General features: G+C 54.2%; 27 protein-coding genes and 1 pseudogene. 13 read left to right on the top strand and 15 right to left on the bottom strand.

The features are described from left to right. Positions 1–14: 14 nt before the first annotated feature. The gene (locus QMO62_RS15910) at positions 15–380 is read right to left on the bottom strand and encodes an ArsR/SmtB family transcription factor (RefSeq protein ID WP_284642413.1); all 366 of its coding nucleotides are present in this window, start codon (positions 378–380) and stop codon (positions 15–17) included. Positions 381–514: 134 nt separating this feature from the next. Beyond that, positions 515–922 (bottom strand): DUF1259 domain-containing protein, encoded by a 408-nt coding sequence (locus tag QMO62_RS15905; RefSeq protein WP_284642412.1) that lies wholly within the window; start codon positions 920–922, stop codon positions 515–517. 203 nt (positions 923–1,125) lie between these two features. Here QMO62_RS15905 and QMO62_RS15900 point away from each other — a divergent pair, with 203 nt between their 5' ends. Genes QMO62_RS15900 through QMO62_RS15880 form a run of 5 tightly spaced genes read left to right on the top strand, consistent with a single transcriptional unit; the run spans position 1,126 to position 4,966 of the window. Then, positions 1,126–1,593 carry a hypothetical protein gene (locus QMO62_RS15900; protein ID WP_284642410.1) on the top strand — a complete coding sequence of 156 codons (468 nt, stop codon included), beginning with the start codon at positions 1,126–1,128 and terminating at the stop codon, positions 1,591–1,593. Positions 1,594–1,597: 4 nt separating this feature from the next. Next, on the top strand, positions 1,598–2,791 hold the full coding sequence (locus tag QMO62_RS15895) for a LuxR C-terminal-related transcriptional regulator (protein ID WP_284642409.1): 1,194 nt from the start codon (positions 1,598–1,600) through the stop codon (positions 2,789–2,791). Positions 2,792–2,845: 54 nt separating this feature from the next. Then, complete coding sequence (locus QMO62_RS15890; protein ID WP_284642408.1) at positions 2,846–3,346, top strand: DUF2269 family protein; 501 nt, start codon at positions 2,846–2,848, stop codon at positions 3,344–3,346. Between the two features lie 10 nt (positions 3,347–3,356). Continuing rightward, positions 3,357–4,169, top strand: a complete 813-nt coding sequence (locus tag QMO62_RS15885) for an arylamine N-acetyltransferase family protein (RefSeq protein ID WP_284642406.1) — start codon at positions 3,357–3,359, stop codon at positions 4,167–4,169. A 32-nt stretch (positions 4,170–4,201) separates the two neighbouring features. Next, entirely contained in the window at positions 4,202–4,966 is a 765-nt protein-coding gene (locus tag QMO62_RS15880; RefSeq protein WP_348651706.1) for a spermidine synthase, read from the top strand. A 63-nt stretch (positions 4,967–5,029) separates the two neighbouring features. On the opposite strand, the gene QMO62_RS15875 is transcribed toward QMO62_RS15880, so the two are convergent. Further along, complete coding sequence (locus tag QMO62_RS15875) at positions 5,030–6,214, bottom strand: MFS transporter (protein ID WP_284642404.1); 1,185 nt, start codon at positions 6,212–6,214, stop codon at positions 5,030–5,032. 423 nt (positions 6,215–6,637) lie between these two features. Between QMO62_RS15875 and QMO62_RS15870 the strand changes: the two genes are divergently transcribed. Beyond that, entirely contained in the window at positions 6,638–7,030 is a 393-nt protein-coding gene (locus tag QMO62_RS15870; RefSeq protein ID WP_372516723.1) for a DoxX family protein, read from the top strand. Positions 7,031–7,097: 67 nt separating this feature from the next. Here the strand turns inward: QMO62_RS15870 and QMO62_RS15865 are convergent, their stop codons facing one another. The 4 genes from QMO62_RS15865 to QMO62_RS15850 form a co-directional block, all read right to left on the bottom strand. After that, a complete protein-coding gene (locus QMO62_RS15865) occupies positions 7,098–7,889 on the bottom strand; it encodes an EcsC family protein (protein WP_284642400.1) in 792 nt (263 codons plus the stop codon). Positions 7,890–7,991: 102 nt separating this feature from the next. Continuing rightward, positions 7,992–8,351, bottom strand: coding sequence for an ArsR/SmtB family transcription factor (locus QMO62_RS15860; RefSeq protein ID WP_284642398.1), 360 nt, complete (start codon positions 8,349–8,351; stop codon positions 7,992–7,994). Positions 8,352–8,354: 3 nt separating this feature from the next. Then, the gene (locus QMO62_RS15855) at positions 8,355–8,780 is read right to left on the bottom strand and encodes an SRPBCC family protein (protein WP_284642396.1); all 426 of its coding nucleotides are present in this window, start codon (positions 8,778–8,780) and stop codon (positions 8,355–8,357) included. Between the two features lie 265 nt (positions 8,781–9,045). Next, the gene (locus QMO62_RS15850; protein WP_284644960.1) at positions 9,046–9,156 is read right to left on the bottom strand and encodes a YjcZ family sporulation protein; all 111 of its coding nucleotides are present in this window, start codon (positions 9,154–9,156) and stop codon (positions 9,046–9,048) included. A 326-nt stretch (positions 9,157–9,482) separates the two neighbouring features. Between QMO62_RS15850 and QMO62_RS15845 the strand changes: the two are divergent. Both QMO62_RS15845 and QMO62_RS15840 read left to right on the top strand, forming a co-directional pair. Continuing rightward, positions 9,483–9,861, top strand: a pseudogene (locus QMO62_RS15845) (Crp/Fnr family transcriptional regulator); the annotation flags it as partial. Positions 9,862–10,120: 259 nt separating this feature from the next. Beyond that, a complete protein-coding gene (locus QMO62_RS15840) occupies positions 10,121–10,660 on the top strand; it encodes a DoxX family protein (RefSeq protein ID WP_284642394.1) in 540 nt (179 codons plus the stop codon). Between the two features lie 47 nt (positions 10,661–10,707). Here QMO62_RS15840 and QMO62_RS15835 read toward each other — a convergent pair whose 3' ends face one another. Next, a complete protein-coding gene (locus QMO62_RS15835) occupies positions 10,708–11,160 on the bottom strand; it encodes an SRPBCC family protein (protein WP_284642393.1) in 453 nt (150 codons plus the stop codon). Between the two features lie 118 nt (positions 11,161–11,278). On the opposite strand from QMO62_RS15835, the gene QMO62_RS15830 reads away from it, so the two are divergent. Further along, the gene (locus QMO62_RS15830; RefSeq protein WP_284642391.1) at positions 11,279–12,091 is read left to right on the top strand and encodes a helix-turn-helix transcriptional regulator; all 813 of its coding nucleotides are present in this window, start codon (positions 11,279–11,281) and stop codon (positions 12,089–12,091) included. A gap of 154 nt (positions 12,092–12,245) precedes the next feature. Then, on the top strand, positions 12,246–12,908 hold the full coding sequence (locus QMO62_RS15825) for a hypothetical protein (RefSeq protein WP_284642389.1): 663 nt from the start codon (positions 12,246–12,248) through the stop codon (positions 12,906–12,908). 81 nt (positions 12,909–12,989) lie between these two features. Here QMO62_RS15825 and QMO62_RS15820 read toward each other — a convergent pair whose 3' ends face one another. The 4 genes from QMO62_RS15820 to QMO62_RS15805 form a co-directional block, all read right to left on the bottom strand. Beyond that, positions 12,990–13,418, bottom strand: a complete 429-nt coding sequence (locus QMO62_RS15820) for an NUDIX hydrolase (RefSeq protein WP_284642387.1) — start codon at positions 13,416–13,418, stop codon at positions 12,990–12,992. A gap of 104 nt (positions 13,419–13,522) precedes the next feature. Continuing rightward, complete coding sequence (locus QMO62_RS15815; protein ID WP_284642385.1) at positions 13,523–14,365, bottom strand: ABC transporter ATP-binding protein; 843 nt, start codon at positions 14,363–14,365, stop codon at positions 13,523–13,525. 25 nt (positions 14,366–14,390) lie between these two features. Continuing rightward, the gene (locus QMO62_RS15810) at positions 14,391–15,437 is read right to left on the bottom strand and encodes a FecCD family ABC transporter permease (protein WP_284642383.1); all 1,047 of its coding nucleotides are present in this window, start codon (positions 15,435–15,437) and stop codon (positions 14,391–14,393) included. After that, positions 15,437–16,444 (bottom strand): FecCD family ABC transporter permease, encoded by a 1,008-nt coding sequence (locus QMO62_RS15805; RefSeq protein ID WP_284642381.1) that lies wholly within the window; start codon positions 16,442–16,444, stop codon positions 15,437–15,439. Before QMO62_RS15805 ends, QMO62_RS15810 begins: the two co-directional genes overlap by 1 nt. Positions 16,445–16,653: 209 nt before the next feature. Here QMO62_RS15805 and QMO62_RS15800 point away from each other — a divergent pair, with 209 nt between their 5' ends. Beyond that, entirely contained in the window at positions 16,654–17,658 is a 1,005-nt protein-coding gene (locus QMO62_RS15800) for an ABC transporter substrate-binding protein (RefSeq protein WP_284642378.1), read from the top strand. A 61-nt stretch (positions 17,659–17,719) separates the two neighbouring features. Here the strand turns inward: QMO62_RS15800 and QMO62_RS15795 are convergent, their stop codons facing one another. Together QMO62_RS15795 and sleB are read right to left on the bottom strand one after the other, a co-directional pair. After that, on the bottom strand, positions 17,720–17,965 hold the full coding sequence (locus tag QMO62_RS15795; RefSeq protein ID WP_284642376.1) for a hypothetical protein: 246 nt from the start codon (positions 17,963–17,965) through the stop codon (positions 17,720–17,722). Between the two features lie 95 nt (positions 17,966–18,060). Then, positions 18,061–18,762, bottom strand: a complete 702-nt coding sequence (gene sleB, locus QMO62_RS15790; RefSeq protein WP_284642374.1) for a spore cortex-lytic enzyme — start codon at positions 18,760–18,762, stop codon at positions 18,061–18,063. Between the two features lie 139 nt (positions 18,763–18,901). Here sleB and QMO62_RS15785 point away from each other — a divergent pair, with 139 nt between their 5' ends. Beyond that, positions 18,902–20,407, top strand: a complete 1,506-nt coding sequence (locus QMO62_RS15785; protein WP_284642372.1) for a glycoside hydrolase family 26 protein — start codon at positions 18,902–18,904, stop codon at positions 20,405–20,407. A gap of 94 nt (positions 20,408–20,501) precedes the next feature. Here the strand turns inward: QMO62_RS15785 and QMO62_RS15780 are convergent, their stop codons facing one another. Continuing rightward, entirely contained in the window at positions 20,502–21,386 is an 885-nt protein-coding gene (locus QMO62_RS15780; protein WP_284642370.1) for a helix-turn-helix domain-containing protein, read from the bottom strand. 75 nt (positions 21,387–21,461) lie between these two features. Between QMO62_RS15780 and QMO62_RS15775 the strand changes: the two genes are divergently transcribed. Beyond that, entirely contained in the window at positions 21,462–22,283 is an 822-nt protein-coding gene (locus QMO62_RS15775) for a phytanoyl-CoA dioxygenase family protein (protein WP_284642368.1), read from the top strand. The last annotated feature ends 14 nt before the right edge of the window (positions 22,284–22,297 follow it).

The raw sequence follows: 22,297 nt of genomic DNA, 5'->3' as shown, positions 1-22,297 counted from the left end.
TTGCTGCTAACTGCTTACGATTCACCGGATGGATCTCGGTTAAGCGGCTGCTCTTGTGCCTGCTTTCTTTGAAGCTCCGCCAAGTAATCGTCCAAGCGGTCGAACCGTTCCTCCCACAGCCGGCGAAAGGAATCCATCCATTCGTTCAGGTCTTGAAATGGCTGGGGCTGCAGCTTATAAATCCGCCTATTGGCGATTGGATGCACTTCAACGATCCCGGAATCACTGAGTACACGAAGATGCTTCGAGGCCTGCGGCTGTTGAAGCTCCAGACGTTCGGCAATTTCGCCTACCGTAAGTGGACCTTCGCGCAGAAGCTCGACAATGTGTAATCGGTTGGGCTCGGCCAGTGCACTCAAGGTTGTCAAATTCGCGCCCATATCGGTTACTCCCTTCAAAGAAAATAGTATAGTAAACCGAATATTCCTGTCAAGGAATATAAAAAGGGACAAACAGGGAGCCATGGACGCAAACAAAGAAAAACAGGCCCTTAGGCCTGTTCTGGTGCAGCTGCTTACCTTCTGGGAAGGATGCCAACCGCTCTGGCGGCTGCGGCGCTTTTTTGAGCGAAAAGCACGGGATCTCCGACGGACTGCCAGTGGATATATTTAAAAGAGCGGCTTTGGAATAGCCAGTGGTTGTGAATGGCGGTTACTTTGATGCCGCGCTTGCGCAGCTCCGAAACGAAGGGGTTGATTTCTCTTTCCAGGATGACGGTTTCTCCCAGGTTCAAGGTACGGCCTCTGGCGTCCTTGGCTTCCACGGACAGTGCGAACGGCAGAGTAAGAGGGGAGCGGCTGCGGCGTCCAAAAATTTTCACATTAAGCTTCCGAAGGGTTTGGACGACACACGCACCGTTCGTAATACTTCCGGATCCTCCAATGATCCGGGCCAAGCGGTTGCATAGCTGACGGTTTACCATACGGCATTCCTCCTTTCCTTCAGGATAATACATTGTATGGCAGGCAGGGGGGATGCGAATATGCGTATTACGGACGACATCTTGCTCAATTTTCCATGTATCGGAAGGGTCGCAAAGAGCTTTTCCGTTTCAGCCTCATCGCTTTATGCTATCATAGAAGCAAAATCATGACGGTGATGTTCCCCAAGAAAGGAGGAGTACTTATGAGCATATGGCCTGAGGAGCTGCTTCGATTTGTCCATAGACAGGTTCCCTTCTTCATCCATGTATCGGCAGCTTGGCATGAGGTTCCTCCCTTCCTTTGCAGGGGGTATGGGGTTCGGCTCCATTCGGAGGAGGAGCTGATCTGGGTTTCGATTCTTCAGAGCCAATGGAAGCGGCTGAGCGAGGCCCGCCCTCATCCTGGCCCGCTCTCTGTGCTGATGACGGCTGGAACCGATAATGAATCGTATCAGCTGAAAGGAACCTTTCGACGGCATCAGTCTCTGACAATGGAGGATTTTGAGGTATTGGAGCTGCAGCGGCAACGGATTGCGGCCTATTTTCCAAACCTGACCCCGCTTGTGTCCTTTGAAGCGTCGCAATGTGTAGCTGTAGGATTACAAGTAAGCAAGGTGTATTTGCAGACGCCGGGCCCTAATGCCGGAGCTCTACTAGGGGAAAGGAGGTAGAACGGTGCTGCCGTCTCAATTACTGCCAGCATTTCAGGGCGTCGCGCCTTGTGTCATCGTTACAAGCGATAAGGAGGGTGTGCCTAACATTGCGAACTTGTCCAGGGTATGGTATGTGGATTCGGAGCATGTGGCTATAGCGAATCAGCTGCTGTATAAGACGGAACTGAACCTGCAAACCGAAAGGGGCGCCCTTCTGAAAATCGTAAACCCAAGCGACCGCCTGCACTGGGAGCTGACGCTCCGCTTTCTGCGTTCGGAGGAGGAGGGACCGCTCTTTGCCCTGATGCATCAGGACCTTCAAGCCGTTTCGTGGCTTGCCGGCTTAGCGGAGCCGGTCCTCCTGCGTGCCGCCCTCGTATTCCAAGTGGTATGCGTCCGCCCTTGCTTGGAGGAGGCGCCCCAGCTGGAGCCGGCTCCACCGCGTCATGCCGAGCTGCTGCAGGCCCTTGCCGCCGAATTCGATTGGCAGCGGCTGTCCTGCTGGATTCCACGGGAGGAGGGGGGCTCCGTTGTACCGCAGCTGCTGGCCTCGCGGGGTGTTCCGGGCGCCGGAGCCCATCCGGCCGCTCTTGAGCCGATGGAGCGGCTGGCCGCTTTGGTTATGCGGAATCGCCGGGTGATCCGCTTGCATAACATTCGATCGCAGCTGCGATACGTATACCACCTGCAGCCCGGAGAACAGGCGCAGCAGCAGGAGAGCTCGGGCGACCGGGTGCCTTCGCTTTCGACAAGCTATTTTGCCTTTCCGCTCTTTGTTTTAGGGAAGCTCGTCGGGGTGGTGTGCCATGAAGAAACGGACCCAAGGAAGAATCGCTTGGAGCACATCCTTGACGAAGAGCTCCTGCAGCTGTCCGAGCGTCTGGGAGAAGCCCTCGCTTCAGCCGACGTCATAGAAGGCCATGCATGGGGCCCCCTGTTCCGCCAGGTCATCGAGCGGTCCAAGCTGGAGTGGCGTAAAACGAAGGAGCCGTTCCATACGGTGCTGAGTGCAAGAGAGCGTCAAGTCGCCGTATGCGTCGCTCAAGGACAGACGAATGCAGAGATTGCTAAGGCGCTTTTTATAAGTCTTCGTACGGTCACGACGCATCTGGAGCGAATCTATCAGAAGCTGCAGCTGACCTCAAGGGCGGCACTGACGCGATATATCGTAGAGAAGGGGCTGCAGAAGGAAGCACCTCATATCGAAGGAAGCTAACGGATCTGAGAAAATACGTAGTTCTACCGATACAAGAAGGAGGCATCGCCGGATATGATGGAGAGGTATTCAACCACCATATCGATGAAAGCGGTGCTGTGTATGAAATGGCTTATATTGTTTCACGTTGTATCGGCGATTCTAGGGATCGGGCCTACGCTGGCCTTCCCGATGCTGCTGCGGGCCGAGCCCTCCGTCCGGGAGATGGGGCGTGCCCTGGAGCAGGTTACGCGATTGGAGATGTTCCCCAAGGTATTCGGCACCTTGGCTGTCGTTTCGGGAGCGGTTTTGTTTTGGCTCGGCTCCTACGGCCCCTTCCTGCAAGGCTGGATTGCAGGATCCTTGCTCCTGTTCATTGCCGTCGAAGTATTGGTCGTGGGCTTCTTGAACCCTGCGGCCAAAAAGCTGCAAAGCTCGTTGGATGCATCTAACGATGCTGCGGAAGAGAAGGCTCCTTCCGTAATATCCGCCATGTACGCTAAAGTACGCAATCTTCATATGTGGGCTACCATTCTCAGCATGGTTATCGTCATTTTAATGGTTTGGAAGCCTTAAGGGGGAGCCAATGGAAACGATAGAACGATATGTGCGTTTTCTGGGAGCGGACGTCAGGAAGCCCTCGCTTCCTTACCTGCGAAGCCTGATTCGGCTTCATCTGGAGCGAATTCCTTTTGAGAATATCAGCAAAATCCATTACTACCTTCACCGGGGAAGGACCGGCCTGATATGGCTGCCCCCGCTGGAGACGCACCTTGCGGGCATGGAAGACAGAGGGCTGGGCGGCAACTGTTATGTACTGAATGCGCACTTCGGCCGCTTGCTGCAGGCGCTGGGCTTTCAAGTCGACCTCGTACGAGCTGCCGGCGGGAATACCCACCTGGCCCTTATGGTTACGGTGGAGGGGCGTTCTTATTACGTGGATGTTGGCTATGGGGCTCCGCTCTTTGAGCCGCTCCTCTTGGAGGAGCAGCCCCGGTTCACCCGATTCGGGGAGGAAGTGGAGATCACCCGGCTCGGTGACCTAAGATATCTCATCGATCGCCGAATGAACGGGCAGAGCTTCGTCGCCAAATGCATCGAATGGCAGCCCGTCAGCCTCGAAAGCTTCGAGGAGGCAATCACCCATTCTCTAAGGGATGAGGACGAGAACCCTTTTATGCGAAGAATTACAGCGACCTTGTTTCGAGAGGGAAAGGCTTACTCTGTCATCAATCATAAGCTGCTCGTCAAGACGGACAAGGGGACCGAGGTACATGAATATACGCGGCTAAGCGACTGGCTGGACATGCTGCGTGCAACCTTCGGCTTTCAGGAGGACATCGTAGAGGAAGCGCTGGACTTTCTTTCCTCGCGGGGAGTTGATCTGTTCCCTGCTTGAGCTGAAGGCAGGCGGAAAAGGAGAGCGCAGGCGTGCATCTATTGACTAAAGAAGTAACGGAGCATAATGAAATTATCGTCTTTGATACAACGCAATTGTATGGAGAGCTGGGCAAATTCCGTTGTCTGCAGTTTGCCGAGGATGCAGTACAGGGGGCCATCGATCTTCGCGACCCGGAGCGCGTCGTTCTTGAATACCCGAGGGCGATCCTGCACTGCATGGAACTTAACGCCCCGGCGTTTCGTCGGGCGTTTCTCATTGGGCACGGCGTCGGGACGATGGCTCGTCGTTATCCCGGTGAAAGGTTCGTAGTGGCCGAGCTTGACGAGAAGGTTGTGGAGCTCAGTCGGAAGTATTTTGGCTACCGGTGGGATAACGTTGTGATAGGGGACGGACGGAGGATCTTGAACGGGCAGGCTGGCGGCGCGTTCGACTGCATCCTGCTGGATGCGTTCGGCAAAGCGGGAACGCCTGCGCATCTAACAACGCTGGAGTTCTTTCAGACGGCAAAGGAAAAGCTTGCGTCCCGCGGGATGATGCTGCTGAATTTGATGGGCAAACCGTGGAACGATAAGCGGGTGAGCTCCATTCACACAACGCTGAAAGAGGTGTTTCGGTATACACGGGTGTTTTATTTGCCCGGGGACGATAAGGAGGAGCAGCGTAATATGCTGCTGCTGGGCCGCGAGGAGCCGATCGAGGCGGAAATGTCCGAGATGGCCGGCTTTGTGGAGCTGGAGCTGGATGGCGGGCATGTGATCCGGGATCGGAGAAATGGGGCTGCCTACCTTGTCTAGTCCGAATCGTTGCGCTCAATCGGGAAACCCCGACAACCGGCCTGGTTGTAGGGGTTTGACTTGTTACGGCTCGATCCTGCGGGAAGCGAACCAGGCGTACATAAGGAACGCTCCGCATAGCGCTGCGATAAAGCCGAAGCCGCCGAAAATATCGTATCTCGCGGAGAGCCAGCCGAAGCCAAGGCCCGTCACAATCAGCACGAGGTTCTCTCCCAGCGACTGAAACGAATCGATGGTCGCTCTCATGGAGGAGTCCGCGATACGATGGTGCAGATAACCCGAGGCCAGGGGCTCCATGATGCCGGAAAACAGGCAGATCAGGAGGACAGCGGCAAAGCCGGCATAGCCGCCCGCGAGTGCCATGCAGCCGAAGCCGACGGCAATGACGCTCGTCACGCCGAGGATCAGAGGCCGGTAGCGGAACCGGCTGATCAGCGCATAAGCCAAGACGCTGCCTGGAACGCGAAGCAGTATCATCGCTGCCGATACGGTGCCGAAGAAGGCCACTGGAATGTGGAGCCGGTTCATGTAAATTTGCCAAAATTCATCCATGAAGCTAACCGCGGCGCCGGTGACCATCCCTGTCAGCACGACAAGACGGACGTCCGGTCGAGTGCGGAAAAATCGCAGGGAGCCCGCGACATACTGCCTGATCGGCAGCGGTTTTTCCGTACTCGAAGCGGCTTGGATAGCCTTAGGCTCCTTCAGGAAGAAGGAGATCGTGAGGCTAAGCACTGCACTGCCTAGCGAAATCCAGTAGTTGAGCTCGAAGCCGAATCGCCCGGCTAACCAGCTGCCGCTGAGAGCAGCCAAGATAGCCGCAATGAAATCCAGGGCGTTCAATCGACCCAGATGCTTCTCGAAAAGCTGCTCTCTTCCGTGCTGCAGCAGCGAATCGTACAGCAGCGCATTCTCGGAGCCGCTGGCTGCCGTTCGTGCAATCCCGGCAAGAAAGACTACCAGGGCAAAGTGCCAAAACTCCGAAGCATAGAGCAGAATCAAAAACTCGAAACAGCTTAAGACCGCTGCCGCGATAAGCATGCGCTTGCGTCCCCATCGGTCGGCAAGGATGCCGGTGGGAACCTCAAGCAATACGATGGTGACGGCATAGATGATTTCGGCATAGACGACCAGCGGAATCGTCATGCCGCGCTGCTCCCAGAACAGTCTTTCGATCACATAAGCCGGAATCAGGCTGTGAAAAAAACGGATGGCATACAGCCAGCGAATGTTGGATAAAGTGTCCATAGGTGCACTCCTCACATAGGTTCGTTTTCGCAGGTGTGGTAACGAAAACGAGCACGGAGGGGCACGTGCACGCGTGGAGGTTCAAAATCAACAAGGAGGTCTAGCTTGTGTCATACTCGACAACTCCTTCGCGGAAGGGATATATATCTGATATCATCTTAAACTTTGATCTGCGGGGGCGTCAATCGAAGCTAATGCACATTCCGTGGTGAAACCAAAAAGAGCAATAAAATTGTAGCCGTTATAAAAAAAGAGTTGACAGCATGACGTTTTTGATTTATCTTTAAATCAAGATATTTAACGCGGAGATAAAATAAAAAAATGCACTTAAAAGGTTGCTTTCTAGAGCAGCCTTCAAAACTGCTAAATATCTTAAATTAAAGATTCTTAAATTTATAGGAGGTAGATGGTATTATGGTAGCTATGGGATTAGGATTATTGATTGTTCGTTTGGTGATCGGGCTGTTGTTTGTAGGGCACGGGGCGCAGAAGCTGTTCGGCTGGTTCGGCGGCTATGGCCCGAAAGGAACAGGCGGCTGGATGGAATCGATCGGTATCAAGCCGGGCGTCGCTATGGCAGTCATGGCGGGGCTTATGGAGCTGATCGGCGGGCTGTTGTTCGCGGCAGGTTTATTTACTCCGGTCGCCGCGGTGCTCATTGCGCTTACGATGCTCGTTGCCATCTTCAAGGTGCACGGTCCCAACGGGATTTGGGCAACCTCCAATGGATATGAGTACCCGCTCGTGCTTCTCGCCGTTGCTGTCGGTGTTGCTTTAACCGGTGCCGGCGCCTATTCACTGGATGCACTTATGTAACATAAAGCAGCACAAAAACACCGTGCGATTCCATGGTCCAGACCATGGCCGCTGCGGTGTTTTTGTGCTATTCGGCCTGCAGCCGTTCCAGGATTCTGCGCTTCCGGTACAGCATTTGTCCGGCTTCGGCCAAATCCTGAATCGCCGAGCGGTTCACGTAAGCGCCGAAGAACATGCCAAGCACCGGCACCAGCTGGAACAGCTTTTTCCATGCGAAGTTATCCCGGTACGTCTGGAATACCTCCCGCCAGCCCTGAAGCTGGGAAATCATCTGGTTTTGTGCTTCTTGCTGACCGTAATGGCCTAGCTCGTGAAGGATCGCCTTCTTCCCGACGATGTCGGAGGAGGCGAATTGCAGACATTTGATGACGAAAGCCCGCTCATGCTGCTCGCGAGGGTCATAGCCGTAAGCGAGAGCGATTTCCTGAATCAGCTTCAGCGACATCCCAAGAATCGCAGGAATATCAATGGCCAGCGTCAGCACGCCGCCGAAGCCTGTGGTCGCTCCTTGGGCCGTTGCAGCCAGCGTGCTTCGGCGCGAAATTTCTTCCGCCACTGCATCCATCGTACGGATAGGCAAGCCGCGGATTTCCTCAAATGTCACGTCCGGCACCTTGGCTTGGAAGGCCTTCAGTACCGAAGTATCCGACACAAGATACTGCCCGCCGGATTGCACATAAGCGCCGAGGTCGCCAAGCGCTTCGCCAATCTTCGTCTGAATCGACTGGGGTGTAATTCGATCAAGCACCTCGAAGGGCAAACGGCCCAGCTTCTCCCAGAACCACAGATCCTTCTGGCCGGCTTCCCAAGCCTCCACCTGACGCAACGCGGCTGTAAGCTCCTCCCGAGACTCTACCATATACACCACTCCTCAAGCGCAAAATTCATTTATTCTACCTATACGCCGCATAGTCTTCCCCGTTTCGTAGAAAAAAAGAAAAAGCTCCCCAACGGGAAGCTTTTATTCCACAAGACGAGGACCTTCCGCAGCGGGAGCGGTCTCGTCTTCCTCCACCAAATGCTTGAGCACCTGGAGCCGGTTTTCCCAGAATCGCTCGTAGTAGGCAAGCCAGCGCTTCAGCTCAAGCAGCGGCTCCGGCTGCAGGCTGTACCGGGTTTCGCGTCCGACCTTCTTTTCGCTGACGAGCCCGGCCTCCGCAAGCACCCGAAGATGCTTGGACACCGCTGTTCGGCTCATGGGAAAGTGGCTGCTGATGACCGTAACCGGCATCTCCTTATCGGCCAGCATGCTGATTAACTGACGGCGTGTCGGGTCCGCAATCGCTTGAAACACATCATGCTTCGCGGCAGAAGCTGTCATGCCTTACGCCTCGACGTAAGCTTTCAATCTTGGAAGTACGGCAGAATTCCAACCACCGTTCATGCGGTCGCGAATGACATTGTGTGTGTCTCCCGTAACCGTTGTTTTCCCGGCAATCCAACCGGAATGAATCAGCGTAAATTCGGTGCCGCCGTCGATTTCCTTCAGCTCGAAGGTGATGACCCAATCCTCGCCCCAAGTGAATACGAGCAAATGAGGAGGATTAATTTCGATGACCTTGCAAGGAGAATTTTCATAAGGGGAACGAAGGGTAAACTCATAGCCCAGCTCCGGTTGAAAATCATTGGGCATAAACCATTTTTCAATCCCTTCGGAAGAAGAGACGGCGGCCCACACTTTTTGCAGCGGCGCTTTCAGTTCAATGGTTTGTCGAATATCCGGTAAGGTAGCTTGATCGTTTTGTGGCATCAGTGGTGGCCTCCTGAATGATATATTATTGCGAAACTAAAAGGTTTCATAATTAAATTATACGAAACCATTTGGTTTCGCGTCAAGGGGTAGGCGGAAAATAGATAACAGGCTTTGCTCTTAGTATGTCCCAATTTTATGAGAGCTGGTGTGAAATAGGAGGAAAAACACTAAACTAGAGGCTATCGGCAGCTTGGATGAGCTTCTAGGAATCGTTTGGGCAAAAAAAGGGGCCGACCCTAACAATAAGGCCGGCCTGCTTTCATTAAATAAATGTGCGAGTAATGATAACGAGGAGAATGAACAGTACGAGAACCACACCTGCGCTGCTGTAACCAGCGCCTGCACCAACACCAACACCGCCTGCATAGGTCATGGATAGCTGCCTCCCTTCCAAACAAACTTCTGTATTGTATGCCAAGGAAGGTAAAGGGATTGGACGTTTGCGAAAAAATGAAAAAATAAAATCCTTGTGATTCATATCACATACGATGGGTTTGCTCCGTGCTAAGATAAGGGTGTAGCAAGGAAGGAAACACAAGGCAAAACATCAAGCAAGAAAGAGGGATCAGAAGCCATGAGAACAATCGAAAGATCCTCCACGCTCCGACGCTTTCTCAACTGACCTAGTTACTAAAGCCTTCTTTTTCATAAATAAGTGAAAATATTCACATACCAAAAGGAGATGGTTATCATGTTAGGATAGCGAAGCCAATTGTTGATAAAGCAACCAACGAGCTAGTATATCCGACCTTTACCGCTTTCGTGAACAACTTCGCATTGCCGAACGTCAAGATGCGAATTTCTGGTAGGACTTGGTCTCATCCTCGGCTGCTTGACCACCGCGGCTGCTTTCTTCGGACTCATGATGAACTTCATGTTCATGTTTGCCGGAACCGTAAGCACGAACCCTTGGCTGGTGCTGCTGGGCGGCGTGGTAGTCTTGGCCGGTGCCAATGCAGGACGCTTCGGTGTTGACTACTACCTGCTGCCGGTTCTTCGCAAGGTGTTCACTCATAAGAACAAGCCGAATATGAAGAATCCGGGCGCCGGAGCTGCTGCCAGACCTGCCATAAGATAGAGCCTTCTCAGTTAAAAAATCATTTTTTGCTTGATGCAGACGATGTGAGAAAAGTCACATACACCTCTTGCAACCGGTGTTAAGATAAAGGTGTAGCAAGGATCAAGCAAGTCAGAGTAAAGGAAGGGATCAGACGTCATGAACAGGAAACGGCAATCCATTCTTAATAAGCAGCTTTCTCAAGCACAGCGATAGACCGCATATATTTTTTAAAAGAACTTGTGAAAATATTCACTATCCATTAAAGGAGATGGTTACCATGTTAGGAACCTTTATCAGAGAAAACAAATACGCAGCCGGCTTGCTGCTCTTCGTGAGACTGTACCTCGGGTATGAATGGCTCACGGCCGGCTGGCACAAGCTGACCGGCGGGTTCGATGCGGGAGGCTTCCTGAAGAATGCCGTTGCAAAACCGATTGTCGACAAAGCAACCAACGAGCTCGTATACCCGACCTTCACCGCCTTCGTGAACAACTTCGCCCTGCCGAACGTAAAGATCATTAACGTCCTGATTCCGCTCGGGGAATTTCTGGTAGGCCTCGGCCTCATCCTCGGATGCTTGACCACGGCGGCCGCTTTCTTCGGACTCATGATGAACTTCATGTTCATGTTCGCCGGAACCGTAAGCACGAACCCTTGGTTAATCCTCCTGGGCATGGTCGTTATCGCTGGTGCAGCGAATGCAGGACGCTTCGGTGTTGACTACTACCTGCTGCCGATCCTTCGCAAAGCCTTTGCCCGTAAGAACAAACCGAAAGCAACCAATACCGGAGCCGGTGCGGCACCGACCACCGCTTAACTAAACAAAGGCTGGACCCGTAGCTTCCGCGGTCCAGCCTTTTTCCTTTACCATCCGAAATTCAGTGTCTTCCCTGTTTCGGCGTAGGTTTTAATATTGCTCAAAATCATAGGCCAATGCTCCTGCGTACTCTGATAGGAAGGATGCCCTTCCGGCCATTGGTCATTCACCAGCGTCAGCTTCGTACATTCACCGTAAGGCTCAAGCGTCATGGTTACGCGGGTTTCAAGCTCGGCGTGATTCTCACGATAACTGGGCCCCGGATGCTCGGCATAGCTGAATACCTTGCCCGGTTCGAAGGCCAGAATGGTTCCGTAGACATGAACCGTTTCATCTCCGTCGTTCCCAGGCCCGATATAAGCGAACTCCTCCCCGACCCGGAAGCTGGAGCGAATTGTGCAGCCGAAGAAGGTTTGCTTGACTCCCTCGTCCGAAACAAACACCTCCCATACCCTCTGAGGACTTGCATTAATGTAGAAATGATATACCAATTCGTTCATAGTTTACCTCCCATAGCCGCAAAATATCATTGTCATCGAGTGCAGCAGCTGATACTCTAACTATAAGCAATTATGGTTCCCCTGTATTGTAAAAATGCGACAACGGAGGCCTCACGCTATGACAAGCCCTTCTCCTGAGCTGCCCAAATCAAAAGGAATCCTTCGAAGGCAGGCAGGCGAACAAAAATATACGCTTACTAGACATCTTCCTTCCGAGGAGACGGCTTATTTTATCCAGCATTATTGGATCGTTCGCTGGGATTTGCGCGGCGAGCCCCCGTATGCCCAAACGGTCATCGCCCATCCAAACGTTAATTTGGTATTTGAGCCCGGCGCCAGCGCCATTTACGGGATTGCTCATACGACATCAACCCATCTGCTGCAGGGTCAAGGCAGTGTGGTTGGAGTCAAGTTTAAGCCCGGAGGCTTTCAGCCGTTTTGGCGAAGCACGGTGGCAGGCATAACGGGACGAGTCGTTCCTGTGGAAACCGTGTTTGGGGAACCAAGTAAACAGCTGGAGAGAACGTTATTTTCGGTACATGAGGGAGACGATGCGGCGGTCCGGCGGGTGGATGATTTCTTTTTGAATTGCTTACCCGAGCGGGATCCGAACATTGCGCTGGTAAGCAGTCTCGTTTATCAGATTCGGGACGATCGCAGCATCCTGAGGGTGGATGATGTCGTCAGGCGGTGCGGCCTGCACAAACGTTCCTTGCAGCGGTTGTTCGAGCGTTATGTAGGGGTCAGTCCCAAGAACGTCATTCAGCGATATCGTTTGCATGAAGCCGCGGAGCGGATAGAGCACGGGGAGGTAGCCGAATGGGTAGATTTATCGCTGGAGCTCGGCTATTATGATCATTCCCATTTTATTCGGGATTTCAAAGCCATCGTTGGCTTGTCTCCGGAGGAATATGTTCGAAAAAGCGTATGAAATTCAAAGCTTCCGCCTTGCCTGGCGGGAGTTTTTTTCTGTGGGGAGCCCCGTTCGGGGTTCCCTCCTTTTACCGTCGTGCCGTTTATCATAGTCTAAAGCGACCTTGGCATAATACCTATGTACCTCAAAAAGAAGGAGGTGCATACTTTTCATGGGCCTTGCCTTGCTATTGATTTTAGGCGTTCTTGGGTTTCTTTTTGCGCGGTGGTTTTTGTTTCAGACCGACTATGTACAGCCGGCATTCGCCGGAATTCCGGTCGCAAGGGCGAACCATAATTTACCTAGGGAGGAATCAGGCATGGTGGACAAGAAGCTGGTAGAAAATATTGCCAAAAGCAAAGTAGAAGAAGAACTGGGCGAGGAGCTTATCCCGCTGAGGGCTCAATTGCAGCAAATGCAATCCACACTGTCCCAGCTGCAAAGCCAACAGCAGCAACAGGCCAGCCAAATCATGAGTCCAAGCTCCAGCAGCACGATGAGTTCGAGCGGCCAAGCGAGCGGCGCACAGCAGGTAAATCAGCTGTTGCAGCAAATGCAGCAATTCCGCACGCAGGCTCAGCAGCAGCAGCAGCAATCGTTCCAGCAGCTTCAGCAAACCATTCAACAAGTAACTCAAATGCTCGGAACGGTAGCTCAAACGATCCAATCGTTCTCCGTGCTGGCGCAAATGACTCAGCAAATCGACCAGTCCCAGCAGCAGCTTCAACAGGTAAGCATGCAGCAATCGCTGTTCCAGCAGCAGGCGCAAGCGATGCAGCAGCAGCAAACGGCAATGCAGAATCAGCTGAGCCAATCGAATACACCCATGCAGTAAGCCGGCAGGAACGTGAGATCCGGCAAAAAAGGGACTGCCGGCAAGTATACCGGACAGTCCCTTATTTTGTTCGAAAATGTCTTACAGGAGGCCTCTCGCGCGGGCAAGCAGCAATCCGAAGCCAAGCCTCGTATCCGGCCAAATGCCGCTGCCGATGTTGCGGAAAGCTTCCGCGGTTTCTACATATACAACCTCAATGTCCTCATCGGGGTCGAGCTGCTGAGATCCCGCCTCTTGAATCGCATTTGTGAAAAAAAGCGTCACGGTAATCGGGCTTGTCGGGATGGAGAACGTGCCAAGCTCCGTCAGCTTGTCCGTTACGAGACCGGTTTCTTCTCTCAGCTCGCGGCAGGCCGCCTCCTCTATGCTCTCATACGTATGCATTCTTCCACCGGGCAGCTCGAAGGTGGGATGCGATCTTCCCCTGCGCGTCTGCTTCACGAGGACCAATCGGTCCTGGTGCAGGACAACGATCTTCGCTGCATGAATCTGCGGCTTGGCATTCGTCACCAGTCCGGCACCCCCTGGCAAGTAGTTTTTATAAGTACTAGTATAATCCTACTGAAGGGGGAATGCCAATCATCCCGTGCAAAAGAATCCCGGGTCGTTATCTCTTAATGAAGCATAACCGGATCGGGCTTAGCCGCAGCCTGTTTATCGCCGGATAACCGTCCTTTGCTGTAAGGCACACACATCGGCGTACCGAACAGCGGATCCGGCATAATCCGGCACCTCAGATCGAAGACGGCTTCGATCATCGACTCCGTGACGATATCCTCGGGCTTACCCTGCGCATATATTTGTTTATCCTTAATGGCGACAATATGATGTGCGTAGCGGCAGGCAAGATTAATATCGTGAAGCACCATCACGACAGTCCGCCCTTGCGAAGCATTGAGTTCGAACAGCAGGTCGAGCACCTCAATTTGATGCGTCATATCGAGGTAGGTAGTGGGCTCATCAAGCAGTATGGAATCGGTCTGCTGGGCCAGGGTCATGGCAATCCAGGCCCGCTGACGTTGTCCGCCGGATAACGAATCGACCGCGCGTTCCGCCAGGTCGCTCAGATGCGTCGCTTCCAGCGCCGAGCGGACCTGCTCCTCGTCCTCAGTGGACCATTGCCGCAGCCAGCTCTGGTACGGATAGCGACCTTGCTTCACGAGCTCGAGCACAGTCAGTCCTTCGGGGGCAACGGGCCCCTGTGGAAGGATGGCCAGCTGCTTGGCGATTTCCTTGGTCGGCATTTCCGCGATATTGCGTCCGTCCAGCAAGATCGAGCCCTCCTGAGGCTTCAGCAGCCTGGCCATGGAGCGCAGCAGGGTGGACTTGCCGCAGCCGTTGCTGCCGATAAACACGGTGACCTTCCCCTTCGGGATCATGAGGTCCAGGTTGGAGAAGATCGGACTTGTGCTGCCGCCGTACGATAACGATAAGTGCTTTGCCTCCAGGATGGTCATAAGTAAGTACACTCCTCTATACGGTTCAGCGGCCTGCCCGCTGTCGAAGTAATAAGTAGATGAAGAACGGTGCGCCGATCGCGGCGGTAAACACCCCCGCAGGAATATCCAGCGGCGCGAAGGCGGTACGGGCAACAAGATCGGCCAGCAGCAGAATCAGCGCCCCGATCAAAGCGCTCGTCGGAATCACACCGCCGAAGGACGGGCCGACGAGCTTGCGGGCGATGTGCGGCGCCATCAAGCCGATGAAGCTGATAGCGCCGCCTATGGCTACGGCCGATCCGGCCAGAGCCACGCTAAGCAGAAGCAGCACCAGCCGCTTCTGTTCAACGCGGGTGCCGACACTGGCGGCGACGTCGTCGCCGAGCTGTTGGACATTGACGTGACGGGCTAACAGCCACGCCAGCGGGATCAGCACGCCCACCCATGGCAGCAGCACGTAGACGTCTTTATCCCAGGAGACCCCATAAATGCTGCCGGTCATGAAGGTCAGAGATTTATTGGCGAGCACCATCGGTCCCGAGATGAGCAGCATATAGGTCAGCGAGCTCATCGCCGTAGACATCCCGATGCCGATTAGGACGAGCCGCAGCGGAGACACCCCGTGCTTCCAGGCGGTGACATAGATGAAGGCGGAGACGACGAAAGCCCCGACCATGGCAGCCACCGGGAGAAGGTGAATCGTCAGCGTCTCGGCCCAGAAGAAGAAGAAGGCTACCGCGCCCAGCGTTGCCCCTCCCGTAATCCCTACCCATTCGGGTGAGGCGAGAGGGTTGCGGATCACTCCCTGGAGGATGGCGCCGGCCACAGCCAAGGCCGATCCGGTCAGAATAGCGATCAGGATGCGAGGCATCCTTAGCTTGAAGATGATAACTTCCTGTGCCGACGTACCGTAACCGAATAAGGTTCGCAGCACATCGGAGAGGGCCATTTTGGAGCTGCCGAGACCGATGCTCAGAACGGCGATAACCGCAACGACGACTATCAGGGCAAGAGTAACCCACAGGGCGCGGGTTTGCAGCAGGAAGGAGACGGAGCCGCCCCGGTTGCGCAGCGTAAGCAGTTTCTTCATTAGAGCGACGCTCCCTTCCTGGCGATATACACAAAGAAAGGAACTCCGATGATAGCCGTCATGACGCCGACGGGAACTTCCTTGGGCATTGCGATATAGCGGGAGCCGAGGTCCGCGCCGACTAGCAGAATGGCGCCAAGGAGCGCGCAGTACGGAATGACCCAGCGGTAATCAGTGCCTATCAGGAACCGGGTGATATGAGGAATAATCAAGCCGACAAAGGCAATCGGTCCGGCTACGGATACCGCTCCTCCGGCCAGCAGGACGATGACCGTGGCGACGCCCAGCTTAATCCAAACAGTTCGTTGGCCGAGTCCGCGAGCCACATCCTCGCCCATGGCAAGAATATTGATATGTCTTGCAATCCACAGAGCCCCGGCAAAACCGACCAGTACGTAAGGAAGCACGGTCTTCAGCATCGCCAGATCTCTCCCGGCGACAGAGCCTACGAGCCAGTACAGCACCTGATCGAAGGTCTTCCCGTTCGACAGAAGTATTCCTTGCGTCATGGAGGCGAAGAGGGCCGTGACGGCAGCGCCTGCGAGAGTAATTTGCACTGGAGTCATTCCGTCCCTTCCGATTGAGCCAAGAGCATAAACAGCCACTGCGCTCACTGCCGCGCCGACGAAGGCAATCCAGGTGAAAGACTGCAGTCCGGACACCCCAAGGTAAGCGGAGGCGATGACAATAAACAGCGAGGCGCCGGAGTTGACGCCGAGCAAGCTGGGGGAAGCCAGCGGATTGCGCGTCAACGCTTGCATGAGAGCTCCGGATACGGCAAGGCCTGCGCCGACGATGGCGGCGATGCAAGCCCGGGGAACGCGAGCCGTACGAATAATAAGATGCTCATTCGAGCCGTCAAAGGCGCGATAAGCGTCAATGAATTGATGAAACGGGATATCGGTAACACCGAACAGCACGCTGCCGGTTACGCATAATACCAGCACGATAAAGCAAGCCAGCAGTCCTGCGGTGCGATAACCTATTAATAATGGTTTAGAAGTCATGAAGCGGCCTACTTTCCAGCGTTGTCCCATAAGATGATAAACAGATGATAACCATTCTCATGATAGGCTATAAGGAATTGATCTGTCAATGATTCTGAGAATCATTATCATAATTTTGTTGACACCAAGCATTACAGCATGTATAGTATCTTTTGGGAATGATAATCGTTATCATTTAGGTAATCTACATAAAGGGAGGCACCATTGTTATGCTACAAGGCTTGGCCATTAGAAAAAGAAGATTTGGATTTGTTCAGACGATGATTGCTTTGATCGTGTTTGCTCTCGTTTTGGCGGGATGCGGCAAGCAGGCTACTGGGGAGCAGAACGCTGCAGAGGGTACGGCTCCGGCTCCGGCGCCAAACCAAGAGGTGCGTAAAGTAAAGCATGCTATGGGCGAGGCTGAGATCAAAGGGACGCCTAAGAAGGTCGTTGTGTTGACGAACGAAGGAACGGAGGCGCTTCTGGCCCTTGGCGTGAAACCGGTAGGCGCGGTGAAATCCTTCCTTGGCAATCCTTGGTATGACCATATCAAGGCGGAGATGCAAGGAGTTACGGAGCTAGGATTGGAGAGCCAGCCGAATATGGAACTGATCGCCGGTCTACAGCCGGACCTGATCATTGCCAACAAGCTCCGTCATGAGAAAATCTATGATCAGCTTAAGGCGATTGCACCGACTGTGGTATCCGAGACACTTCGCGGCGAGTGGAAGGAAAACTTCGCTCTGTACGCTGAGGCGCTGAACAAAAAGGCGGAAGGGCAGAAGGTTATCGGCGATTTCGATAACCGGGTTGCGGACCTGCGCGCCAAAGCCGGCGACAAGCTGAAGAAGACGGTATCCGTCGTCCGCTTCATGGCAGGCAAGACGAGAATTTACTATACCGATACATTCTCGGGTGTTATTTTCAAGCAAATTGGTATTGCTAGACCGGAGACCAAGAGCAAGGAGACGTTCGCCGACGAGATTACGAAGGAGCGTCTGCCGGAGGTTGAGGCCGATACGCTGTTCTATTTCACCTATGAGACCGGAGACAACAAAGCAAGCGCAACCGAGACGGAGTGGACGAACGACCCGCTTTGGAAAAATCTCAACGTGGTGAAGTCAGGCAATGCCCATCGCGTGAGCGATGCCATCTGGAACACAGCGGGCGGAGTGAAGGCAGCGAACCTGATGCTAGACGATCTGTACAAATTTTATGGAGTACAAAAATAAATTACACGACAAGGCAAAACAGCCGATCCGCCATTACTGGGGATCGGCTGCTGTTTTTTCATTAATCCTGGGCGAAAATCGCATAAATCGATCGGATTTCGATTTGCCGCTCTTGTGCCAAATCCCGGATCACGATCGTATCTTGGTCTAGCTTTGATAATTGCCCTTGATAAGTGCCTTCGCGCGTACAGAGCACCACTTGCTTGCCTAACGACTTCGGAAGAGAATATTGAATATATGCGGCTTTCGGGGAGCCGGCTCGCCCGGTATGCAGACCCGGAAGTGAGGTTTCGTTATAAATAGACATTTACCATGCCTCCTTTACAAGCAATATATCGGTTATTCGTCCCGTAAAGAAGGGGTAAATGCCTATTTATTCGAAAAATGTATAGGGATGGGAGTTTATCTGCAAAAAATATGCTTGCCGATCTGCTTAATTTGCGGCCGGCTCCAGATCCACTTCGAGGTGGCCGTTACCGGATTGAAATAATAGATCGCCCCACCGGAAGGGTCCCAGCCGTCGATCGCATCCCTTACCGCCTGATAGCTGGTTGTGTTGGGCTCGAGCCAGATCTGGCCGTCATCAACGGCCGTGAAGGCGCCGGGTTGAAAAATGACGCCGGATACGGTGTTAGGGAACAAGGAGCTGTCCACCCGGTTCAAAATGACGGCAGCTACCGCAACCTGCCCCGTATAAGGCTCCCCACGGGCTTCTCCGTGGACGGCACGTGCAAGCAGCGTAACATCATTGCTGCTAAACCGGCCGTATCCTCCCGGTCGTACCCACGCCTTAGTGGCCTGGTAGAGCTTGTCCTTCGTTTGGGGACCTGCGATACCGTCTACCGTCATGCCGAAGCGGGATTGAAACGTCCTCACGGCTTGATAGGTGCCCCAGCCGTAAATTCCGTCGATGCTTCCATGATAAAACCCGATAAACTGCAGACGCCCCTGCAGCTCGTACACATCCCCTCCGCGGGAGCCGTATTTGAGCGTCCCCGTATGGAAGGAGAAGGATGTATGCGGAGACACGACAATACCGCCTATGGTGAGCGCTGCAAGCAATAAGCCGGTGATAAGAAGTCGATAGCTTCGACGAAACAACATGGTTACACCCCTCTTTTTACACTGCTGACATGTTTTAATTTGGCAAGGCACCCGTTTCCTTATTCATGGGTCTTGTTCGAAGCGATGGCCGCACAGTATGATAGAGATATATACATTAGGGGAAATGGGGAAACCGACCATGCTGCCGTCTCGAAAGCTTGCCTTGTGCTCCGGTATCGGGCTAGTTCTTACGCTTGGAGGATTATACTCGACGAATTGGTGGGGGCAGCAGCCGCTGCAGGGCGTGGGTGAGCAGGCTGCCGAGGTAGCCAAGCCGATTCAGCCGGATGCTTGGTGGAAGGAACGAGCCTTGGCTGCGGAAGAGCAGGGGCGCATGGATGTAGCCGCAGATTATCGGGCGCGGATCGAGGCGTTTCGACTTTCGCAGGAGCCCGTTGCTGCGGATGGAGGGAAGGCGGTGCCGCCGCTGGCCGCCTCCAGCCTCTACTTGGCGAAGCCGCTGCCGGAACGGAAGGCACCGTTAGCCCTGCACGAGCCGGTGCACGGAACCTACCTTGGCATGCTGGGGGCGGATCGGAGGGTCGGGTATGATACGAGCCGCATTGAGGGCGTGTACGGACGCAAGCATGCAATGTATTTATCGTATGTCGGCTGGAGGAAATTTCAGGCGGATACGCAGACCTATTTTCCAAAACGGACGGCGGATCGGGTGAAGGAGCTCGGGGGCTCCCTGCAGATCGGTTGGGAGCCCCGGTATGGACTCGACGACGTCAAGGACGACGAGTATGTCCGGACCTTCGCCAAAGAGGCCAAGGCGTCGGGGATCCCGGTATTTCTCCGCTATGCTTCGGAGATGAACGGAGCTTGGGTACCTTGGTACGGCGATCCCAAGAAATATATTGAGAAGTTTCGCTTGGTTCACGACATTATGGCGGAGGAAGCGCCCAATGTCGCGATGGTATGGTCACCGAACTTCCTGCCGGCGAACAATATCGATGAGTATTATCCGGGTGATGCGTACGTGGACTGGGTCGGGTTCTCGCTCTACGCCACTCCGCTGACGGGCGGCAAAGAGCATCTGGACTACAACGTCATTGATTATTTTGAGCCGCTGTACCGAAAATACAGCCATAAGCCGATTATGATCTCCGAGGGCGCTGTAGCCCATACCGTGCTGGAGGGGGAGAAGGCTTACGAGAGCTGGGCGGAAGGGCAGCTTGGCTATATGTACGGCCTGCTGCCGCGCATGTTCCCACAGGTGAAGGCGATCCTGTACTTCAATTTCAGCCGGGCGCAAGCGGTAAGGTCGAAGATGGAGTATGTCTACGACCTGGGGGAAAATTTGTACCTGGACGGCAAGTACCGCCGCTTGATCGGCTCGGATTGGTTTCTGAGCCAGGTGGAGCAGGGAGCCAGCAGCCCGGTCTCTTACACCTACGACCGGCTTGCAGCAGCCTCCTTGCCGGCCGGCAAACATAAGATCATGGCGTATGCGAAGCCGGAGGGCAAGGAATGGCCTTTCGCCGTCGCTGTGTACCAAGGGGACCGGCGTTTGGGTATCAGCTATGAGATGCCGTGGGAGATGGATATCGAAATTGCGCAAGGGCAAGCGAATGCGGATTGGCGTATTGTAGCTTACAACCGGAGCATGGAGCCGATGGGTTCCGGAACCTATCAGCCTTAAGATGCACAAATCAAAAAGCAGGATGCCGCCCGGCGCCCTGCTTTTTTTTTGCATAGCCTTACGCCTCTAGTTGACACTCAGCCCGGGAGCGCAGTCATGTGGTAGAATCCTGTGCATTGTGCGTTCTTCTATGCCGCTGCGTCTGCTGGTGCTTAGCGCGATACCGGGTGGGACTTTGGCCGTAAAGCGCGGTAAACTGCTTAGTCATGTAGAAGGGGCTGCGAAACCCGACCTCCTCCGCAATCTCGCCTACCTGAAGCGCGGTGTGCTCCAGCAGCCGGGCCGCATGCCGAAGGCGCAGCTTCAGCAGCGTCTCGATGACCGAATCGCCGGTCTGTTCCTTGAACAGATGCGCGAACCGGGAGGGCGAGAGCAGAACCCTCTTGGCCAAATCCTCAATAGAATGCTGCTGCTTGAGGTGGCTGCTTAAGTACCGCATCGTATCCTCCACGCGGGAATCAAGCGTGTTTCGTTCATCGAGGTTTTGCTGGAGGAGAATGAGGATCTCCTTCATATCGTTCATGGCCAGCAGGTTGGCCCAATAGGTCGTTTCCCGGCTGTCTTGAATGAGGCGGCGGAACCCGTCCATGAGACGGTTTCGCAGCAGCTTAGTCTTCACATGGGTACCATGATGCCCCGGCAGCTTCGCCGGCAGCCGCAGCAGCTCGGACCAGCCGGGCTCCGGCACGAAGTGGGCCCATACAAATTCCCACGTTTCTCCCTCGGGGGTTAAATAATGGTGGGGGGTTCCCGGAGACAGCAGCACGACGTCGCCCTCTCCGCAGCGATAGGCGTCAGAGCCCATCCGGTATTCGCCTTCCCCGGCCAAGGTGAAGGTAATCAACCAATCGCGCGTTCCCTTGGAGCGGTTCGTAACGTACCCGAAGGGCTCGGTAAAATGACCGGACACCAGGATGCCGGGCGGCGGCGATTTGGTCTCGACAGCAGGATCGTTATGGTTTTTAGCCATTTGCTTCATTCCTTCCTTGTGAACTTCATTTTATGATGAATGCAGAGAAGCCGCAATGATTTTCAAACAATGGAGGAGATTGGAATGAGTGGACATAAGCTTGGGGGCGTGCTTTCTACAGAACAGAAAGAGCAGTTTGCGACAGATGGATTTCTGGTGGTGGAGGGCCTGTTTCGAGACGAAGTCGACCAAATTAGGGACAACTTCATGCAGCTTCATGCGGGAGGTCCGATTCCCGGCTGCTTCGAGCCCGTCCGTGAAGAAGAGGCGAACGGAGACATTCTGAAGCTGTACCCTCGCATGATGCATCCGCACCGAGTGAATCGTCTTGCCATGGACTATATGGTGCATCCGAAGGTCATGAACATTTTGGCGGATTTGTATGGCGAGGAGCCATTGGCGGCCCAGAGCATGTTCTACTTCAAGCCTCCAGGCGCGCGGGGGCAGGCGCTGCATCAGGATAACTTCTACCTTCGGGTGGAGCCGGGCACCTGTATTGCAGCCTGGACGGCGGTGGACCCGGCGGATGAAGAAAACGGAGGGCTCGTCGTCGTCCCGAAGTCCAACCGCTTCGACGTGGAATGTCCGCACCAGGCAAACCCGGCCGAATCGTTCACGAAGGATGAGGTGGATGTGCCGGAGGGTTATCAAGTCGTTCCCGTGAATATGAAGGCGGGGGACGTCCTGTTCTTTAACGGCAGCGTCATCCACGGCTCGTATCCGAACCGTTCGAAGGACCGTTTCCGCAGAGCCTTCATTTGCCACTATGCAAGCATTTCCTCTACGAAGATTTCTCACTACTATAAGCCGATGTACCGGATGGACGGGTCGGAAGTGACGGATATGCTGTATGAGGATAACGGGGGACCTTGCGGGTCGGAGCACAAAGTAACGGCTGCGCATTGATGAACCTGCTTACG

The sequence above is a fragment of the Paenibacillus silviterrae genome, assembly GCF_030167925.1.
GTDB lineage: Bacteria > Bacillota > Bacilli > Paenibacillales > NBRC-103111 > Paenibacillus_G > Paenibacillus_G silviterrae.
This window is presented reverse-complemented; position numbering and strand designations above follow the sequence as displayed.

Coding starts and splice junctions, on each gene's coding strand:
- QMO62_RS15805 (WP_284642381.1), bottom strand. CDS start 16,444: ATGACTTCTAAACCATTATTAATAGGTTATCGCACCGCAGGACTGCTG.
- QMO62_RS15860 (WP_284642398.1), bottom strand. CDS start 8,351: ATGACAGCTTCTGCCGCGAAGCATGATGTGTTTCAAGCGATTGCGGAC.
- QMO62_RS15775 (WP_284642368.1), top strand. CDS start 21,462: ATGAGTGGACATAAGCTTGGGGGCGTGCTTTCTACAGAACAGAAAGAG.
- QMO62_RS15785 (WP_284642372.1), top strand. CDS start 18,902: ATGCTGCCGTCTCGAAAGCTTGCCTTGTGCTCCGGTATCGGGCTAGTT.
- QMO62_RS15870 (WP_372516723.1), top strand. CDS start 6,638: ATGGGATTAGGATTATTGATTGTTCGTTTGGTGATCGGGCTGTTGTTT.
- QMO62_RS15905 (WP_284642412.1), bottom strand. CDS start 922: ATGGTAAACCGTCAGCTATGCAACCGCTTGGCCCGGATCATTGGAGGA.
- QMO62_RS15885 (WP_284642406.1), top strand. CDS start 3,357: ATGGAAACGATAGAACGATATGTGCGTTTTCTGGGAGCGGACGTCAGG.
- sleB (WP_284642374.1), bottom strand. CDS start 18,762: ATGTTGTTTCGTCGAAGCTATCGACTTCTTATCACCGGCTTATTGCTT.
- QMO62_RS15810 (WP_284642383.1), bottom strand. CDS start 15,437: ATGAAGAAACTGCTTACGCTGCGCAACCGGGGCGGCTCCGTCTCCTTC.
- QMO62_RS15795 (WP_284642376.1), bottom strand. CDS start 17,965: ATGTCTATTTATAACGAAACCTCACTTCCGGGTCTGCATACCGGGCGA.
- QMO62_RS15835 (WP_284642393.1), bottom strand. CDS start 11,160: ATGAACGAATTGGTATATCATTTCTACATTAATGCAAGTCCTCAGAGG.
- QMO62_RS15840 (WP_284642394.1), top strand. CDS start 10,121: ATGTTAGGAACCTTTATCAGAGAAAACAAATACGCAGCCGGCTTGCTG.
- QMO62_RS15780 (WP_284642370.1), bottom strand. CDS start 21,386: ATGAAGCAAATGGCTAAAAACCATAACGATCCTGCTGTCGAGACCAAA.
- QMO62_RS15875 (WP_284642404.1), bottom strand. CDS start 6,214: ATGGACACTTTATCCAACATTCGCTGGCTGTATGCCATCCGTTTTTTT.
- QMO62_RS15900 (WP_284642410.1), top strand. CDS start 1,126: ATGAGCATATGGCCTGAGGAGCTGCTTCGATTTGTCCATAGACAGGTT.
- QMO62_RS15850 (WP_284644960.1), bottom strand. CDS start 9,156: ATGACCTATGCAGGCGGTGTTGGTGTTGGTGCAGGCGCTGGTTACAGC.
- QMO62_RS15830 (WP_284642391.1), top strand. CDS start 11,279: ATGACAAGCCCTTCTCCTGAGCTGCCCAAATCAAAAGGAATCCTTCGA.
- QMO62_RS15800 (WP_284642378.1), top strand. CDS start 16,654: ATGCTACAAGGCTTGGCCATTAGAAAAAGAAGATTTGGATTTGTTCAG.
- QMO62_RS15865 (WP_284642400.1), bottom strand. CDS start 7,889: ATGGTAGAGTCTCGGGAGGAGCTTACAGCCGCGTTGCGTCAGGTGGAG.
- QMO62_RS15825 (WP_284642389.1), top strand. CDS start 12,246: ATGGGCCTTGCCTTGCTATTGATTTTAGGCGTTCTTGGGTTTCTTTTT.
- QMO62_RS15815 (WP_284642385.1), bottom strand. CDS start 14,365: ATGACCATCCTGGAGGCAAAGCACTTATCGTTATCGTACGGCGGCAGC.
- QMO62_RS15910 (WP_284642413.1), bottom strand. CDS start 380: ATGGGCGCGAATTTGACAACCTTGAGTGCACTGGCCGAGCCCAACCGA.
- QMO62_RS15890 (WP_284642408.1), top strand. CDS start 2,846: ATGATGGAGAGGTATTCAACCACCATATCGATGAAAGCGGTGCTGTGT.
- QMO62_RS15855 (WP_284642396.1), bottom strand. CDS start 8,780: ATGCCACAAAACGATCAAGCTACCTTACCGGATATTCGACAAACCATT.